The following is a 16,382-nucleotide window of genomic DNA, read 5'->3' as shown; positions in this document are numbered from 1 at the left end:
GATGAATGCGCATGCCGCCACGACGGCCAGCCACAGTGCGCAGGTCCCCGCGACGAGGCGCCACGCGCGCCGGATATCGGCAGCGCTCGCCGCGCGGCCGCTGCCAAGCGCGGGGCGCTGTTCGACCACGCCGTCGTACTGCGCAGAGCCGCCGAGCGACAGACGCAGCGCGCCCGCGCCGGCCGCCATCACCGGTCCCGCATTCGGGCTGCTCCATGCCGGCGCCTGCGTCTTCCAGCACTGCGCCGCACAGCGGGTATCGCCGAGCAGGCTGTAGCCGAGCGCCGTCAGGCGCGCCGGCAGCCAGTTCAGCAGGTCATCGGTGCGCGCCGCCATCCAGCCGAATGCGAGAAAACGCGCATTGCGGTAACCCCACATCGCGTCCAGGGTATTGGCAAGACGGAACAGCAACGCGCCGGGCCCGCCGGCGACCAGGAACCAGAACAGCGTGCCGAATACCGCGTCATTGCCGTTCTCCAGCAGCGATTCCACCGCCGCCTTCGCCAGGTCGGGCTCGCCGGCGCCAGCGGTATCGCGCGATACGATGCGCGAAGTGAGCGCCCGAGCGGCGCCGATGTCTCCCGCGCCGAGCGCAGCCGCGATCGGCAGCAGGTGGTCGCGCAGGCTGCGCAGGCCGAGGCTGAAGTACAGCAACATGACGTGAAGTGCCGCGGCGGCCGCGAAGGAAGCGTCGACGGCGGACACAGCCCATGCCGCCAGCGCCACCGGCGGCAGCACGACGACGATCCATGCCGCGATCCCTTTCGCGCGGCGCAGGCCGCCGCGGTTCAGCCTGCGCTCGACTGCGGCGGCCCAGCGGCCGAAACCCACCAGCGGATGCCAGCGCCGCACTTCGCCGAGCAGCCAGTCGACGGCAACGCCGAGCGCCATCAGCAGTGCCACGGCTTTCAGGTCGAGCCCACTCAGCATGCCTGTTCCTTCAGCACCAGCGGCAAGCCCGCCGCCACCCACACTGCTCGCTCGCAGCGCGCGGCGACCGCCTGGTTCAGGCGGCCCGCCTCGTCCACGAACCAGCGCGAAACCGCGCCCTGCGGCACGATGCCCATGCCCACTTCGTTGGACACGAGGATGACGTCGCCGCGCGCCTGCTCCAGCGCGGAAAGAAATTGCGCGCGCTCCCGCGCGACGCGCGCGGGCGGCTCGATGCGGCCGATCTCCGGATACTCGCGCCGCTCGCAAAACAGCAGGTTCGACAGCCACACGGTCAGGCAATCGACCAGCACCACGCGTCCGGGTGCCGTCCATTGCGCCAGCGCTGCGCCCAGCGCGAGCGGTTCCTCCACCGTGGTCCAGCTGCCGTCGCGCCGCTCCCGGTGATGCGCGATACGGTTCGCCATTTCCGCATCCCCCGCCTGCGCGGTCGCAAGGTAGACCACCTCGCGCCCGCTTGCCGCCGCCAGCGCTTCCGCGTGCGCGCTCTTGCCGGAACGGGCGCCGCCGAACACGAAAGTGCGTGTCATCGCGTCACCACTCCACGCCGGGCTGGGCGGCAATGCCCGCCGCAAACGCATGCTTGACCGGCTGCATTTCGGTGACCGTGTCCGCTACCGCGATGAGCTCCGGCGGCGCCGCGCGCCCGGTGACCACCACATGCTGCATCACCGGGCGGGCGCGCAGGTCCTCGATCACGCGCTGGACATCGAGGTAACGGTATTTCAGCGCGATATTGAGTTCGTCGAGCACCACGAAGCCGATCGCCGGATCGGTCAGGAATTCCTTCGCGCGCGCCCAGGCGCGCTCGGCGCAGGCGATGTCGCGCTCGCGGTCCTGGGTTTCCCAGGTATAGCCCTCGCCCATCGCGTAAAAGCGGAGCTCGTCAGGAAAACGCTGCAGGAATAGTTCTTCGCCGGTGGACTTGGCGCCCTTGATGAATTGCACCACGCCGACTTTCATGCCGTGGCCGAGCGCGCGGATTGCCATGCCGAAGGCGCTCGAACTCTTGCCCTTGCCATTGCCGGTGTTGACCAGCAGCACGCCGGCATCGCGCCTGGCGGCTTCGATCTTCTTGTCGACCACTTCCTTCTTGCGCTGCATACGCGCGCGGTGGCGTTCGTTGAGCTCTTCAGTCATGGCTGTCCTCTTCCACGGGAATAAAGATGGTGCGCTTGCCGTGCCGCACCGTTTCGATGGGATAGCCGAGGCAGCGGCTCAGCAGCGGCGCCGTCATGACTTCCCCGACCGGTCCTGCCAGCCACTGGCCGTCGCCCATCAGCAGCAGCGCATGGGTCGCCGCGCCGTGCGCGAGGTTCAGGTCATGGCTGACCAGTACTGCTGACTTGCCATCCTTCCGGCACAGGCGCGCGAGCAGTTCCATCACGCTGACCTGGTGCGCGAGGTCGAGCGCGCTGGCCGGCTCGTCCAGCAGCAACAGCGGCGTGTCCTGCGCCAGCACCGCGGCGATCGCCACGCGCTGGCGCTCGCCGCCGGACAGGGTGCGCACGTCGCGCTGCGCAAGGTGGCCGACGTCGAGCGCGCGCAGCGCTGCGCCGGCGGCCAGGAAATCCGCTTCGGCGTCCCAGTAACGGTCGTCCTGGTAGGGGTGGCGCGCCGCCAGCACGGTGTCGATCGCACGGTAGCCGAACGCGTCGTTGCGCCCCTGCGGCAGGTAGGCGCGCTTGCGCGCGAGTGCGTGCAACTGCCACTCGGGCAACGGCTTGCCTTCGACCCGGATGCTGCCGCCGTCCGGCTGCCGCAGGCCGGCCAGCGCGCGCAGCAGCGTGCTCTTGCCGGCGCCGTTGCGGCCGATCACGCACCAGCACTCGCCCGCGCCTATGTTCCAGTGCAAGCCGCTCACCAGCTGGCGGCCGCCGATGCGCAAGGACAAGTCGTGCGTCTGCATTGCCTTACTTCCTTTGAATGTGATGCAACTGCAGCAGGAACACCGGCACGCCGATCAGCGCGGTGATCACGCCGACGGGCAGCTGCTGCGGCGCGACCAGGGTGCGTGCGAGGGTGTCGGCAAGCACCAGGAAGCTGCCACCGGCAAGCGATGCCGCCGGCAGCAGCAGGCGGTGATCCGGGCCCCAGGCGAAGCGGCAGGCGTGCGGCACGATCAGGCCGACGAAGCCGATGCTGCCGGCGCTGCTGACGGCGCTTGCAGTCAGCAGCGCGGAACAGAGAAACAGCCCCTGGCGCAGCCTGCCGACCCGAATGCCGAGCGTGGACGCGGCTTCCGCATGCAAGGCCATCAGGTTCACCGCACGCGCCACGCGGATCGCGAAGGCCAGCGCCAGCAGCCAGATCGCCCATGGCAGCCACCGCAGTTGCGTAGCTGAAAGGTCGCCGATCAGCCAGAACACCATGCCGCGCAGGCGGTTGTCCGGCGCGATCGAGAGCATCAGCGTCACCAGCGCGCCGCAGCCGGCGGCGACGATCACGCCGGTCAGAAGCAGCATGGTTGCATTGCCGTCCGCATTCACGCCGCCGCGCAGGTCGCGCCAGGCCAGTGCGAACAACAGAAAAGCCACCGCGACCGCGCCGCCGAAGGCGGCGATATCGACCAGCAATGCCGACGTAAAAAACAGCATCGCGGTCAGCGCGCCGACTGCGGCGCCGCCGGACACGCCGAGCACATAGGGGTCGGCCAGCGGATTGCGCAGCAGCGCCTGCATCATCACGCCCGCCAGCGAAAGCGTTGCGCCGGTCACGAAGGCCGACAGCGCACGCCCGAGGCGCAGTTGCAGCAGGGTTGCCGCCAGCGTGGACGGCTCGCCGCGCACGATCTCGCCGAGCGCTGCAAACAGTTCCGGTACGGACAGGGACACCGAGCCGACCCCGCAGGCCAGCAGGATGCTGGCGCAGGCGAGCGCGCCCAGCACCGCCAGGACGGTGAAGGCGCGGCGGCGCTCGCGCAATGCGGGCAAGCCGATGGCGGGTGCGTGCACAGTGTCTCCCTGTCCTTCTTACTTCATTGCGTAACGCACGCCGACGAAGAGGTTCGAGCCGGCGGTGTTGTAGGTGCGCGCCAGCTCGTATTCCTTGTCGAACACGTTGTTCCAGCGCCCGAACGCGGTCCAGTTCTTCGCGAACTCATAGTTGGCGTACAGGTTCAGCACGCCATAGCCGCCGAGCCGGAACCGGTTGTTCGTGTCGTCGTAGCGATAGCCGGAAAACACCAGCTCCGCCCCGGTCGTCGCCGCACCGGCGCTGTAATCCAGCGCCACCGTGCCGTGCTTGCGCGCGCGGCGCTGCAGCTGGCGGCCGGTGGTTTCATCCTTCGGATCCTGCAGATCGAGCGTGCCGCGCAGGGTGAAGTTGCCGGCGGTGGTGCTGGCGCCAAGCGACAGGCCGGTCAGCAAGGCCTTGTTCACGTTGTACGCGCAGCCGAACGCATGCGTGGCCTGCTCGACCGGGCACACGCTGGTATTGACCAGCAGGTCGGTCAATCGGTTGCGGTAGTACACCGCGCTGTACTGGGACTTGCCGTCGTCGTAGTACAAGCCGATTTCCGCATTCCTGCCCTTTTCCGGGCGGTTGGAGGCGATGCCGAATTGCGGGAAATACAGTTCGTTGAAGGTCGGCGCGCGGAAGCTGGTGCCGATGCTGGCACTGGCGCGCAGCGCGTTGCTGATGCGATATCCGTAGGAGGCGTTGCCGGTGGTGCGCGAACCGAATTGCGAATTGTCGTCATTGCGCACGCTGACCGCGGCGAGATGCGCGCCTTCGCGCAGCTGGTAGGCGGCGCCGATGGAGTTGGTGGTGCGCGAGCGCGCGACCGCGGCTTCGGTCGAATCGACTTCCTCCCGACGGTGTTCCGCGATGACCTGGAACACATCGGTCTTGCGCACGGTGAAGTTGTTCTGCCAGCTGACGGTGTCCTGGTTCGTGTCGTACACGGTTCGCCCGAACGACGCATCGCTGGTGCTGTGGTCCGCCGCGCGCGACACCTGCACCTGGCTGGCCCAGTCCGGCATCAGCTGGTTTTTCAGGAAGGCGCTATAGGTGCCGACGGTATAGCGGGTGCGGTCGTCCATCGCCGGCCCGGAGTCGAACTGGCTCTTGAGCAGGTTATGCAGGAAAGTGACGCCCGCTTCATGGCCTTTCGCAAAGCGGTAGCTGAACTGGCCGCTGGCGCTGGTCTGGTTGTAGCCGTCCTTGTCCGGGTTGTAGGTGAAGCGGCTGGCAGTCGGCTTGGTCGCCGAGAAACCTTCGGAGCGCTCGTGGGCAGCGCGGATCGCGTAACGGAATTGCTCGCTCGAGCCCGAGACGCCGGCTTCCACGGTGCGCGTCGCATAGGTGCCGATACCAGCCGACACCGAGGGTGCCGGCGTGCCGTCGCCCTGCTTGGTGAAAATCTGGATCACACCACCCACCGCGTCGGCGCCGTACATCGTCGACAGCGGCCCGTACACGATCTCCACGCGGTCGATCTGCGACAGCGGAATTGCATTCCAGCTGGCGCCGCCCGAGGTGGCCGAACCGACGCGCACGCCGTCGACCAGCACGATGTTCTGCTTGTTGTCGGTGCCGCGGATGAACACGCCGGACTGCGTGCCGGGGCCGCCGTTGCGGGTGATTTCGATGCCGCGCTGGCGCTGCAGCACGTCGGCAAGCGAGGTGCCGCCGGAGCGCGCGAGTTCGTCGGCGCCGATGACGACGTTGTCGGCAAGGACTTCCCTGGCGATCTGCGGCGTGCGGGTCGCGGTGACCACGAGGGTGTCGAGCTTCTTTTCCTCGGCGAAAACGGAAGGTGCGGCGGAGAATGCGGCGGAAACGGCAACAGCGAGCGCAAGCGGCTTGCCTGCCGCCTGCACGCGCCTTGAAACGGGTGATGTCATGACGAAAATCCAGAGAATAAGCAACCGGCCTGCTTCCCCGCAGGCTGGATGAACAGAAGTCACGGACAGACGTTGACGATCAGAAAACGGAGCTCGCCATGATGGCGGGCCATATTTCGCGTCGCGAAGATCCCCGTCCGCACACTTCCACCTGTTCTGGCCGGTATCCGGGCTGGCAAGGCGAGACGTCCAACCTTCCCATGCAGACTGCACAGTGGTTTCGAAGGATCGTCTGTCGACAGGGAATGCGATGAACACATGCCAGGCGACGCTTGCTTACCGTTGCGGGGGCAGCACACGTTAACTCGTCGAGTCTCGTGTTTCCCGTTTAACTGCGCGCATGAACATGCGCGCGGGCACCAAAACCCGACTATTTTAAAGCTAGCAAGACAGGGCGACAACAATGCCGTGATCCGCGCCCGGGTTTTGTTATCCGATTAGCAATCGACTGTGGTCAATCCGCCATACGCGATGCGATGCGCCCCCGCCGCTGCCGCCTGTGCGGCTTGCTCGACGGAGGCCGCCTGCAGGCAGGCCAGCAGCATGCGTATGGTGCCGGCATGGCAGACTACGATTGCGGCATCTTCCTGCCGCCGCCTCAGCGCATCGAGAAAGGCTTGCACGCGCTGCGCCACCTCCAGCACGTTTTCCCCGCCGCCCGGCCGGTAATGCACAAGGTCCGCAGCCCAGGCATCGATCTCCGCCCGCGGCACCGTCTCCCAGGCACGCAACTCCCAGGCGCCGAAATGCATTTCCGCGAGACGCGGATCGACGATGGGCGCGAAGGTCCGCAATGCCGGCGCGAGCGCCGCCGCCAGCGCCAGGCAGCGTTGCAGCGGGCTGGAAAACAGGGGGATGCCTTTGGGCAGCGCAGCGGCGAGCTGAGCCAGCGCCTGCCGCTGCTCCTGCTCGGGCACCGGCAGGTCGCTGCTGCCATAGCAGACACCGTCTGCCACCGCGGGCCGCGCATGCCGCACGAGATAGAGCCGCATGTCAGCGCGCGACCGCCAATACGGCGAGGTAGAAGCCGGCTTCCGTCACCTGCTGGACCGCGCCTAGGCAATCGCCGGTATAGCCGCCGATGCGCAGGACGAACTTGCGCGCCAGCCACCATGCGAGCAGCGCGACCGCCGCGACGCCGGCGGTGATGGCTTGCCAGGAAAGCCAGCCGGCAATGGCGGCGCCGGCAACCACAAACAGCACGCTCAGGGTAGCGACTGCGAACTCGGCACCCGACATGCGCTGCGCGAGCGGCTTGGACTTGCCTTCGGACTTGGCGTAATCGAGTCGCCAGATCAGCGCCGTCGCGGCCAGCCTCGACAGCGGATGCGCAAGCAGCAGCGCAGCGAGCACGCTGCGCACCGGCATGGACGCCAGTGCCGCGCATTTCAGCGCGAGCAGCAGGCCGATGCCGATCGCGCCATAGGCGCCGATGCGCGAATCGGTCATGATCTCCAGCACCCGCTGCCTGGTCATGCCTCCGCCCAGGCCATCGCAGGCATCCGCGAAACCATCCTCGTGGAATGCGCCGGTCAGCCAGATGCCGGCGCTGGTCGACAGCAGCACGGCGACCAGCGGCGGCCAGCACAGAGCAGCGATTGCATATACTGCTGCCGCCACTGCGCCGACCACGATGCCGACCGCCGGGAAGTAGCGGCTCGACTGGTGCAGCCAGTCGGGATCGAAGCCGACCCAACGCGGGATCGGCAGGCGCGTGAAGAATTGCAGCGCGATGAAGAACAGCCGCAGCTGGTGCATGGACTACTTGTCCCTGCCGCTGACCTGCGCCGACTCGAAGGTCGCCATCTCGCACAGGAAGTTCACCGCCGCGTGCACCAGCGGCAGCGCGAGCGCGCAGGCGCTGCCCTCGCCCAGGCGCATGCCGAGTTGCAGCAGGGGCTTGCCACGCAGCTGCTCGAGCATGTGCCGGTGGCCGCGCTCGTTGGAGCAGTGCGCGAAGACGCAGTAGTCGAGGATCGCCGGCTGCAGGCGCGCGGCCACCAGCAGCGCGCTGGTGACGATGAAACCGTCGATCAGCAGCACCATGCGGCGCTCTGCGGCGGCCAGCATGGCGCCGGCCATCATCGCGATTTCGAAGCCGCCGAACGCCGCCAGCACCTCCAGCGGTTCGCGGGCAGCCGCGTGCAGCCGCACCGCCTGCTCAATCACCTGCCGCTTGTGCGCGACGCCGGCATCCGACAGCCCGGCGCCCGCCCCCACGCAATCCGCCACCGGCAGGCCGGTCAGCTTGTGCATCAGCGCCGCCGCGGCACTGGTATTGCCGATGCCCATTTCACCAAAGCCCACCACATTGCCCTGCAGTCCGGCGACCAGTTCCGCGCCGTGCTGCATCGCTGCCGCGCACTGGTCGGCGCGCATCGCCGGCTCGCGCGCGAAGTTGCGCGTCCCATGCGCGACCTTGCGGTCGATCAGCATCGCGCGCGGGCCGAAGTCATGGTTGACGCCGGCATCGACCACATGCAGCGCGCAGGCGTTCTGGCGTGCGAATACATTGATCGCCGCGCCTTCGGCGAGGAAATTCTCGACCATCTGCCAGGTCACGCTTTGCGGAAAAGGCGACACGTTTTCCGCGGTGATGCCGTGGTCGCCGGCGAACACCAGGATGGCCGGCGCCTTCACCGAAGGCTGCGCGCTCTTCTGGATCAGGCCGATCTGTTTTGCCAGTGCCTCCAGCAGGCCGAGGCTGCCGAGCGGCTTGGTCTTGTTGTTGATCGCGGCGTCGAGGGCGTCGGCCAGCAGCGGGTCGTGTATCGATGGGATGACAGGGATAAGCATATGCGTGCCACGCGTGGTCGCGTGTGTTCCTTTTGAAAACGAGAAGCGATTGACCGGCGTTGCGGCAGACCCCGTCCGCAACCATTCCGTCCTCCGAACTGCGTACAGTCGGGAACCATTCCGGCCGGTATCCGGGCTGACAGGCATGGCCGGCTTGCCTTCCCATGCCTCGGGCGCGATCACCCTGTGCACAGTGGCGTTGAAACCGGCTGCCGCCATTTTGCAATGACGACGCTTGCTTACCGTTGCGGGGGCAGCACACGTTGGCTCGATGTCGTCGAGCCCCGTGTTTCCCGTTTAACTGCGCGCAAGAACATGCGCGCGGGCACCAGAACGCACGCAGTGTATGCGCGCGCCGGTGCCGAGTCAATTCTGCAACGGACCGGTGCAAGAAAGTCCCTCTTGTTTGAGGCCAATACCAGTAAACTGTGCGGCAATCACTTCCCGGGCAGAATCATGACAAAACAGCAAGCCGATTACTACAACCAGCAATACAACGCACGCGCGATGATCCCCGATCATCCCTACATCTTTACCCGCTGGCTCAAGGATTCCGCCCAGGTGCGGCGCACCCATGCGGCGCTGTTCGACCTGGCGTACGGCGAGGCCAGCGGCGAACGGCTGGATTTCTTCCCGGCCCGCGCCAGCGGCGCACCGCTGCTCGTCTTCATCCACGGCGGCTGGTGGCGTTCGCTCGACAAGTCGGACTTCTCCTTCATCGCGCCGGCCTTCGTGCAAGCCGGCTTCAATGTCGCGCTGACCAACTACACGCTCGCGCCGCAAGCCTCGATTGCCGACATCGTGCTGCAACAGCTGCGCGCGCTCGCCTGGCTCTACCGCAATGCCGAACAATATGATTTCGATCCCGGCCGGATCATGGTCGCCGGCCATTCCGCCGGCGCACACCTGGCAGCGATGATGATGGCGGCGGTCTGGCCTGTGTTCGGCGCGGACCTGCCGCACGACCTGGTCAAGGCCGGCGTCCTGCTGTCCGGCCTCTACGATCTGGAGCCGGTTCGCCATGCGGAATTCGTCAATGTCGACCTGAAGCTGGATGCGGAGAACGTGGCCTCCCTGTCGCCGGCAGGCATGCCGCAAGCCCATGCGGCACCGTTCCTGACTGCGTGCGGCGGGCTGGAATCGGAGGAATTCAAGCGCCAGACGCGACTCCTGGCGCAACGTTGGCAAAACAACCACGCCGGCGAGGTGCCGCTCCCGGAGGCCAACCACCTCACGATCTGCGATGCATTCGCGACCCCCGGCCATCCGCTGCACGACGCCAGCGTGCAGCTGCTGACCGGCGCCGGCAAGGGCGCCGCGCAACACAAGATCGCGTCGGCATGACGTCCAAGTTGCGCGGAAGAAAACCGTAGCTGATAATCCTGCTGATATGGGTAAATACGGCCATTGGCCGGCGCCCGGACGACGCGTATATCGATACTAGTCTTTTTTGCAAGAAAAAAAAGCTGTCAACACATATAGGAAGCACCGACATGACCGACGCAGCAGACGACGATCTGGAAGCACTGTTTGAAGAAGTGGCGGCGCAGCGCGCTGAAACAGTCGCCCCCCCTGCAGAGGCAAGCGCGCAAGCAGAAGGAGCGACCGCACAGCCCGAGCAGGAGGCCGCGGCCGGGTCCGCTGGCGGCGAGCAGGGCGAAGACCAGTCCGGCAAGCCGATGTACGAGCGCCTGGGCGGCATCGTGCGCATGCTGCACGACTCGCTGCGCGAACTCGGCTACGACCGTTCGCTGTCGGAAGTATCGAGCCAGATCAGCGACGCGCAAGGCCGCCTGAACCACGTCGCCTCGCTGACCGAACAGGCGGCCAACAAGGTCCTGAACGCCGTCGACACCTGCATGCCGGAGCAGGACACGCTCGGCAAGAAGGCGCACGACATGGAGAACCGCTGGGCGCAGCTGTTCGAGGGCAAGCTCAGCATCGAGGAATTCAAGGCGCTGGCGGGCGATTCGAAGCAATTCGCCGCTGTCGTGGTGGAAGCGACGGAAGCGGAAAAGGCGCGCCTGCTCGACATCATGATGGCGCAGGATTTCCAGGACATCACCGGCCAGCTGATCAAGAAGATCGTTCACATCACCAACCGGGTGGAGAACGAGCTGGCGCAACTGCTGCGCGACAATGCGCCGCCGGAAGTGAAGGCGGCGATCGCCGAGAACAAGCCGGTGGATCTGATGCAAGGGCCGTCCGCGCCGGGTGCTGCAATGGGCCAGGACGATGTCGATAGCTTGCTTGCCGATCTGGGGTTCTAATGGATGACATGCTCAAGGAATTCGTCGTCGAGGCGCTGGACCTGGCGACGAACGTAGAAGAGCACCTGCTCTCGCTGGAGCGGCATCCGAACGACAGCGATACGCTCAATGCGCTGTTCCGCTCCTTCCATACCATCAAGGGCGGCGCCGGCTTCATGAACCTGCCGGCGATCGTGTCCGCCTGCCATCTCACGGAAAACCTGTTCGACGCGCTGCGAACCGGCAAGGTCCCGGTCACCCCGGCGGCGATCGAGGCCGGCTTGCAGGCCAGCGGTTTCGTCGGCGACCAGCTGAAGCAGCTGGCCAACGGTGCCGCGCCGGACTCCCTGCAGCCGATGCCGGCCTCCCTCGAGGCGCTGGTGGCGCAGGCGATCGAGGGCGGCGCCGCTGCCCCGACCGCCCCTGCCGCCCCCGCTGCGGCCGCCGCGCCGGCGCCGGCGCCTGCCGCCGCAGTGCCGGCCGCCGCCTCCACTGCCGACGGCGGTCTTGACTGGGAAGCGCTGTATCGCGCCGTCGTACCGCCCGGCACGCTGCCGGATGCGCCTGCGGCGACCGTCGCAGCCGTCGCCGCAGCACCCGCTGCCGCGGCGCCGCACGCGCCCGCCGCCCCGGCCGCCGCCAAGCCCGCGGAAGACGGCGGCCGTCCGGTCGTCGCGCAGGTCAAGGAAGACACCATCCGCATCGACGCGGTCAAGCTCGACGCGCTGCTGGAAGTCGCCGGCGAGTCGGTGCAGGCCGCGAACCAGGCGGCGGTGCTGCTGGAAAAACTGGCGCAGTTCAAGTTCGACGGCCAGGCCGCCGCGCTGATGTCGACCCTGCAGGAAACCCTGAACCGCGCATCGCGCTACTCGAGCGAACTGCAGCGCGCCACCCTTTCCACCCGCATGCAGCCGGTCGGCCGCCTGTTCCAGAAATTCCCGCGCCTGGTGCGCGAGCTGGCGCGCGATCTCGGTAAGGATGTGGAGCTGGTGATCGAAGGCGCGGAAACCGAGGTCGACCGGGTGGTCGTCGACAGCCTCTACGACCCGCTGGTGCACATGCTGCGCAATTCGCTCGACCACGGCATCGAGACGCCGGAAGAGCGCGCCACCACCGACAAGCCGGCCAAGTCGGTGATCCTGCTCAAAGCGTGGCAGGAAGGCAGCAGCGTAATGATCCTGGTGTCCGACGACGGCAAGGGCATGGACCCGCAGAAGCTGCGCACCAAGGCGATCGCCAAGGGCCTGATCAGCGAAAATGCGGCGCAGACCACGGAAGAAGCGCTGCAGCTGATCTTCCTGCCCGGCTTCTCGACCAAGGAGGTCGCGTCCAGCGTGTCCGGCCGCGGCGTCGGCATGGACGTGGTGAAGACGGCGGTCGAAAAGCATCGCGGCGCAATCCGCATCGAATCCGAAATGGGCAAGGGCACCTCCTTCACCATCCGGCTGCCGATCGAACTGTCGATCGTGCCGACCATGCTGGTGCGTACCGCCGGCGCGCTGCTGGCAATGCCGATGGCCGTGGTGCAGCGCGTGGTGGAACTGCCGGAGGAATTCGATGAAGTCGGCGGCGCGCCGGTGCTGCGCGACCAGGGGCGCCCGCTCGCGGTGCGTTCGCTCGGCGGCATCCTCGGCTACGAGCCGTGCCGCGAAAAGGTCGGCATCGTGATCGCCGCGCCGCAGCCCTACATCGTCGCGGTGGAAGCGGTGGACGGCACCGCCGACCTGGTGATCAAGCCGCTGACCGCGATCGCGGTGCCCGGCGTGAACGGCACCGCCCGCTCCGCCGAAGGCGAGCTGGTGCTGGTGATCAGCCTGGCGTTCCTGCTCGACGGCTGCAAGCTCACGTCGGCGGCGCGCATGGCGGCATAAAAAAATCCCGGACGCGCCGCGTCCGGGACTCTCCCTTCCTTCTCTTTCCGTTGTTTTCCTGCTTCGCGCTGCGTCCGCCTGATGCGGCGGTGAAAATCCACAGCCAGCACCCAAAAGTCGCACCCAGCAGGATCCCCTGCGTGATTGCCGGTCAAGCGCTGCGCGCGGCCTCGAAATCGGCGCGCAGCGGCGCGGTGTCGTAGATGATGGTCAGACCGGCAAAGAGCGAGCGGTCGGCATTCAGTTCGAACACGTCGACGCAATCGAACTCGACCACCCGCCCGGTGGATAGCGTCCAGCGATAATGGAACTGCAGCGCCACCTGGCCGGACGGCGACTCGAACAGGTTCACGAAGCGGGTTTCGGAACGGCCGGTGTCGGCAAACAGGTCCGCGTAGAACCGCCCCGCGGGCATCCGCCCGTAGAGCGGCGACAGCACCATGGCATCCTGGTCGAACAGCGCGAGAACCTGCGCAACGTTGCCCGCGTTCAGCGCGCCGAGGTAGCGCTCGCAAAGTTCCCTGGTTGTCATTGCCGCCCGAGGCGCGCCGCCTTCTCCCTGGTCCACGCCGCCAGTTTCTCGTGAATGCCCTTCTGCTCGCCGGCCATCTGCGCGTCGGATGCGAGCTGCGCGCAGAGTTCGAGCCGGATGCCGTTGGGATCGAAGAAATAGATGGACTTGAAGACGCGATGGTCGGTCACGCCGAGCACCTCGACGCCATGCGCTTCCAGCCGCGCCTTCATCGCCTCCAGCTGCTCGACGGTATCGACCGCCAGTGCGATATGATTGACCCAGCCCGGGGTATTGGGCGACGGCGCCGGCGCGACATCGTCCCCAAGGTCGAAAAAGGCGAGGCAGGAGCCGTCGGTCATGCGGAAAAAGATGTGCACATACGGGCAGTACTCGCCGGTGGACGGCACCACGTCCTTGCGGATGTAATGGAACAGCGGCAGGCCGAGGATGTCCTCGTAGAAGCGGCGCGTCTCTTCTGCGTCGCGGCAGCGCCAGGCGAAATGGTGCAGGCCGTTGATCGGCACGGCGGCCGGCATATCGGCGGGCAAGGCGGCCGTCTGGCCGACCGGGGTTGCGGCGAGTGTGCTCATGGCAGCTCCTTCATCAACGGGGCGCTTTGGGCGCGGTGCAGGGCGCGACCTGCTGGCTGATCGCGCCGAAAATCGATTTGCCGTGCTTGTCCAGCATTTCGATCCGGATCGTGTCGCCGAACTTCATGAACGGTGTCTTTGCTTCGCCGTTGTTGGCGATCATTTCGAGTGCGCGCTTTTCCGCGATGCAGGTGTATCCCCTGGCACTGTCCTTGTTGGATACCGTGCCGGAACCGATGATCGACCCGGCCCGCGCGTTGCGGGTCTTGGCCAGGTGCGCGATCAGCTGCGGAAAGCTGAACACCATGTCGACGCCGGCGTCCGGCTGGCCGACGAGCGCGCCGTTCCAGGTCGCCCGCAGCGGCAGGTGCACCTTGCCGTCCTGCCAGGCATCGCCGAGTTCGTCCGGCGTCACCGCCAGCGGCGAGAAGCTGGTGGCCGGCTTGGACTGGAAGAAGCCGAAGCCTTTCGCAAGTTCGGCCGGGATCAGGTTGCGCAGCGAAACGTCGTTGACCAGCATCAGCAGCTTGATGTGGGAAGCGGCCTGCGCCGGGGCCGTGCCCATCGGCACGTCGTCGGTGATCACCGCGACTTCACCCTCGAAATCAATGCCCCAGTCTTCGGACGCGAGCAGGATGTCGTCGGTCGGGCCGATGAAATCGTCCGATCCGCCCTGGTACATCAGCGGGTCGTGCCAGAAGGATTCCGGCATTTCCGCATTGCGCGCGCGCCGCACCAGTTCGACATGATTCACATAGGCGGAGCCGTCGACCCACTGGTAAGCGCGCGGCAGCGGCGCCATGCAGCGCTTCGGGTCGAAATCGAAAGTGCGCACCGCCTTGCCGGTGTTCAGGCGTTCGTACAGTTCCTCCAGCTGCGGCGCAATGAAGCCCCAGTCGTCCAGCGCACGCTGCAACGTGGGCGCAATGCCGTCAGCGAGGTGCGCGGTCTTGAGGTCGCGCGAGACGACGGCGAGCTGACCGTCACGGGTTCCATCTTTGAGGGTCGCGAGTTTCATGCAGGCTTTCCTTGTAGTGGCAGGAGGACGGCAGCTGCGCAAAAAGACTTTTACGATTTGCCGTGAATTACGTATTATTAAATCGATTCACCATATCGTAATCAATATCGTAATATTAACAGCAAATGAAATCAACCGTGGAAAACAGCGCAGCCGATGCCCGCCAAGGCATCCAGTCGGTCGAAGTCGCCGGCCCGCTGCTGCAGGCGCTGGCGCGCGCGGCCGGGCCGCTGCCCCTGTCCGCGCTGGCCCGCATTGCGGGCATGCCTGCAGCCAAGGCACACCGTTACCTGGTCAGCCTGATCCGGGTCGGCCTGGTTGAGCAGGATGCGGCGAACGGCTTGTACGACCTCGGCGCGCTGGCACTGGAGCTGGGACTGGTGTCGCTGGGAAGGCTGGATGCGGTGAAACTGGCGGACGAAACGCTTGCCGGCCTGCGCGAGGCGACCGGCGAAACGGTGGCGCTGGCGACCTGGGGCAACTTCGGCCCCACTTATATCCGGCTGCTGCAATCGAAGCGGCCGGTGACGGTGAACCTGCAGATCGGCAGCGTGATGCCGATGACCTATACCGCGAGCGGCCTGTGTTTTGCCGCATTCCTGCCGGAGGGCGAAACAGAGGAATTATTGCGGGCCGAACTGGCGCAAAACCGCAGCGGCAGGCTGGAGGCGCCGCATACTCGCAAGGAGCTGCAGCCGCTGATCGACGAGACCCGGGCGCACCGCATGGCGCGCATGATCGGCCGGCTCGCGCCGTCTTCGGCGCAGACAGCCGGCAGGACGCGCACCGCCGGCCTGCTGCTGGCGGGATTCAACGCATTTTCCGCCCCGGTGTTCAATCAGGAAGGGCAGATGCAGTTCGCGCTCACCGTGGTCGGCTCGGCCGCGCATATCGACCAGGACTGGAACGGCGACATCGCGCGGCAGACGCAGGCGCATGCGGAGTTGCTGTCGCGCAGGCTAGGCCACCGGACTTAGAAGAGGCTGCCAACGTTCATCAGGGTCAGCACGCCGAGCACCGCGAAAATCGCGGCGGCGATCGCATGCACCGCCTTCATCGACACCATCTCGATGATCTTGCCGCCCAGCAGCACAGCGGGAACGTTCGCGATCATCATGCCGAGCGTGGTGCCGCTAACGACCGCGTAGAAGGCCGAGTATTTCGCCGCCAGCGCGATCGTCGCCACCTGGGTCTTGTCCCCCATTTCGGCGAGGAAAAAGGCGACGACGGTGACCGCGAACACACCCAGCCGGTCGTGCTTTGCCTCGACATCGTCGACCTTGTCCGGAATCAGTGTCCAGATCGCCATCGCGAGAAAAGACAGGCCCAGCACCCAGCGCAGTGCATCGTTGCCGATCAGGGCCGCCAGCCAGCCGCCGACCGCGCCGGCGAACGCATGGTTCAGCAAGGTCGCAACGAGGATGCCGGAAATGATGGGAAGGGAACGGCGGAACCGCGCGGCAAGGAGTAGGGACAGCAATTGCGTCTTGTCGCCCATTTCGGCGAGGGCGACGATGCCGGTGGATATCAGGAAGGCTTCCATCTG

General features: G+C 66.5%; 17 protein-coding genes and 2 riboswitches. Of the genes, 4 read left to right on the top strand and 13 right to left on the bottom strand.

The window, feature by feature from the left end:
• The 9 genes from cbiB to cobT all read right to left on the bottom strand — a co-directional run.
• Positions 1–930 (bottom strand): adenosylcobinamide-phosphate synthase CbiB (gene cbiB, locus VEC01_RS07730; protein WP_324900228.1); only part of this gene is annotated, 930 nt, incomplete at its 3' end.
• Positions 924–1,481 (bottom strand): bifunctional adenosylcobinamide kinase/adenosylcobinamide-phosphate guanylyltransferase, encoded by a 558-nt coding sequence (gene cobU / locus VEC01_RS07725; protein WP_324900227.1) that lies wholly within the window; start codon positions 1,479–1,481, stop codon positions 924–926. The genes cbiB and cobU, both read right to left, overlap by 7 nt.
• 4 nt (positions 1,482–1,485) lie before the next feature.
• A complete protein-coding gene (gene cobO, locus VEC01_RS07720; RefSeq protein ID WP_324900226.1) occupies positions 1,486–2,091 on the bottom strand; it encodes a cob(I)yrinic acid a,c-diamide adenosyltransferase in 606 nt (201 codons plus the stop codon).
• Positions 2,084–2,860 carry an ABC transporter ATP-binding protein gene (locus tag VEC01_RS07715; protein ID WP_324900225.1) on the bottom strand — a complete coding sequence of 259 codons (777 nt, stop codon included), beginning with the start codon at positions 2,858–2,860 and terminating at the stop codon, positions 2,084–2,086. Before VEC01_RS07715 ends, cobO begins: the two co-directional genes overlap by 8 nt.
• A gap of 4 nt (positions 2,861–2,864) precedes the next feature.
• Positions 2,865–3,905: an iron ABC transporter permease gene (locus VEC01_RS07710; RefSeq protein WP_324900224.1), complete on the bottom strand. Its 1,041-nt coding sequence runs from the start codon at positions 3,903–3,905 to the stop codon at positions 2,865–2,867.
• An 18-nt stretch (positions 3,906–3,923) separates the two neighbouring features.
• On the bottom strand, positions 3,924–5,798 hold the full coding sequence (locus VEC01_RS07705) for a TonB-dependent receptor domain-containing protein (protein WP_324900223.1): 1,875 nt from the start codon (positions 5,796–5,798) through the stop codon (positions 3,924–3,926).
• Between the two features lie 141 nt (positions 5,799–5,939).
• Positions 5,940–6,177: riboswitch (cobalamin riboswitch) on the bottom strand.
• A gap of 58 nt (positions 6,178–6,235) precedes the next feature.
• Positions 6,236–6,790 (bottom strand): histidine phosphatase family protein, encoded by a 555-nt coding sequence (locus tag VEC01_RS07700; RefSeq protein ID WP_324900222.1) that lies wholly within the window; start codon positions 6,788–6,790, stop codon positions 6,236–6,238.
• 1 nt (position 6,791) lies between these two features.
• Positions 6,792–7,556 carry an adenosylcobinamide-GDP ribazoletransferase gene (locus VEC01_RS07695; protein WP_324900221.1) on the bottom strand — a complete coding sequence of 255 codons (765 nt, stop codon included), beginning with the start codon at positions 7,554–7,556 and terminating at the stop codon, positions 6,792–6,794.
• A gap of 3 nt (positions 7,557–7,559) precedes the next feature.
• A complete protein-coding gene (cobT, locus tag VEC01_RS07690; protein ID WP_324900220.1) occupies positions 7,560–8,594 on the bottom strand; it encodes a nicotinate-nucleotide--dimethylbenzimidazole phosphoribosyltransferase in 1,035 nt (344 codons plus the stop codon).
• Between the two features lie 105 nt (positions 8,595–8,699).
• Positions 8,700–8,942: riboswitch (cobalamin riboswitch) on the bottom strand.
• A gap of 108 nt (positions 8,943–9,050) precedes the next feature.
• Here cobT and VEC01_RS07685 point away from each other — a divergent pair.
• From VEC01_RS07685 to VEC01_RS07675, 3 genes are all read left to right on the top strand, one after another.
• Positions 9,051–9,938: an alpha/beta hydrolase gene (locus tag VEC01_RS07685; protein ID WP_324900219.1), complete on the top strand. Its 888-nt coding sequence runs from the start codon at positions 9,051–9,053 to the stop codon at positions 9,936–9,938.
• Positions 9,939–10,087: 149 nt separating this feature from the next.
• Positions 10,088–10,864, top strand: a complete 777-nt coding sequence (locus VEC01_RS07680) for a protein phosphatase CheZ (protein WP_324900218.1) — start codon at positions 10,088–10,090, stop codon at positions 10,862–10,864.
• A complete protein-coding gene (locus tag VEC01_RS07675) occupies positions 10,864–12,714 on the top strand; it encodes a chemotaxis protein CheA (protein WP_324900217.1) in 1,851 nt (616 codons plus the stop codon). The genes VEC01_RS07680 and VEC01_RS07675 overlap by 1 nt, the downstream gene beginning before the upstream one ends.
• 151 nt (positions 12,715–12,865) lie before the next feature.
• Here VEC01_RS07675 and VEC01_RS07670 read toward each other — a convergent pair whose 3' ends face one another.
• The 3 genes from VEC01_RS07670 to VEC01_RS07660 are packed head-to-tail and all read right to left on the bottom strand — an operon-like array spanning position 12,866 to position 14,836.
• Positions 12,866–13,246 carry a nuclear transport factor 2 family protein gene (locus VEC01_RS07670; protein ID WP_324900216.1) on the bottom strand — a complete coding sequence of 127 codons (381 nt, stop codon included), beginning with the start codon at positions 13,244–13,246 and terminating at the stop codon, positions 12,866–12,868.
• Positions 13,243–13,818: a VOC family protein gene (locus VEC01_RS07665; RefSeq protein ID WP_324900215.1), complete on the bottom strand. Its 576-nt coding sequence runs from the start codon at positions 13,816–13,818 to the stop codon at positions 13,243–13,245. The genes VEC01_RS07670 and VEC01_RS07665 overlap by 4 nt, the downstream gene beginning before the upstream one ends.
• Positions 13,819–13,831: 13 nt before the next feature.
• Entirely contained in the window at positions 13,832–14,836 is a 1,005-nt protein-coding gene (locus VEC01_RS07660; protein WP_324900214.1) for a fumarylacetoacetate hydrolase family protein, read from the bottom strand.
• Between the two features lie 137 nt (positions 14,837–14,973).
• Here VEC01_RS07660 and VEC01_RS07655 point away from each other — a divergent pair, with 137 nt between their 5' ends.
• Entirely contained in the window at positions 14,974–15,813 is an 840-nt protein-coding gene (locus VEC01_RS07655; RefSeq protein ID WP_324900213.1) for an IclR family transcriptional regulator, read from the top strand.
• Here VEC01_RS07655 and VEC01_RS07650 read toward each other — a convergent pair.
• Positions 15,810–16,379 carry a TMEM165/GDT1 family protein gene (locus VEC01_RS07650; RefSeq protein ID WP_324900212.1) on the bottom strand — a complete coding sequence of 190 codons (570 nt, stop codon included), beginning with the start codon at positions 16,377–16,379 and terminating at the stop codon, positions 15,810–15,812. The genes VEC01_RS07655 and VEC01_RS07650 overlap by 4 nt on opposite strands.
• Positions 16,380–16,382: the final 3 nt, after the last annotated feature.

Source organism: Noviherbaspirillum sp. (genome assembly GCF_035627455.1).
In the GTDB taxonomy this organism is placed as follows: Bacteria; Pseudomonadota; Gammaproteobacteria; order Burkholderiales; family Burkholderiaceae_D; genus Noviherbaspirillum.
This window is presented reverse-complemented; position numbering and strand designations above follow the sequence as displayed.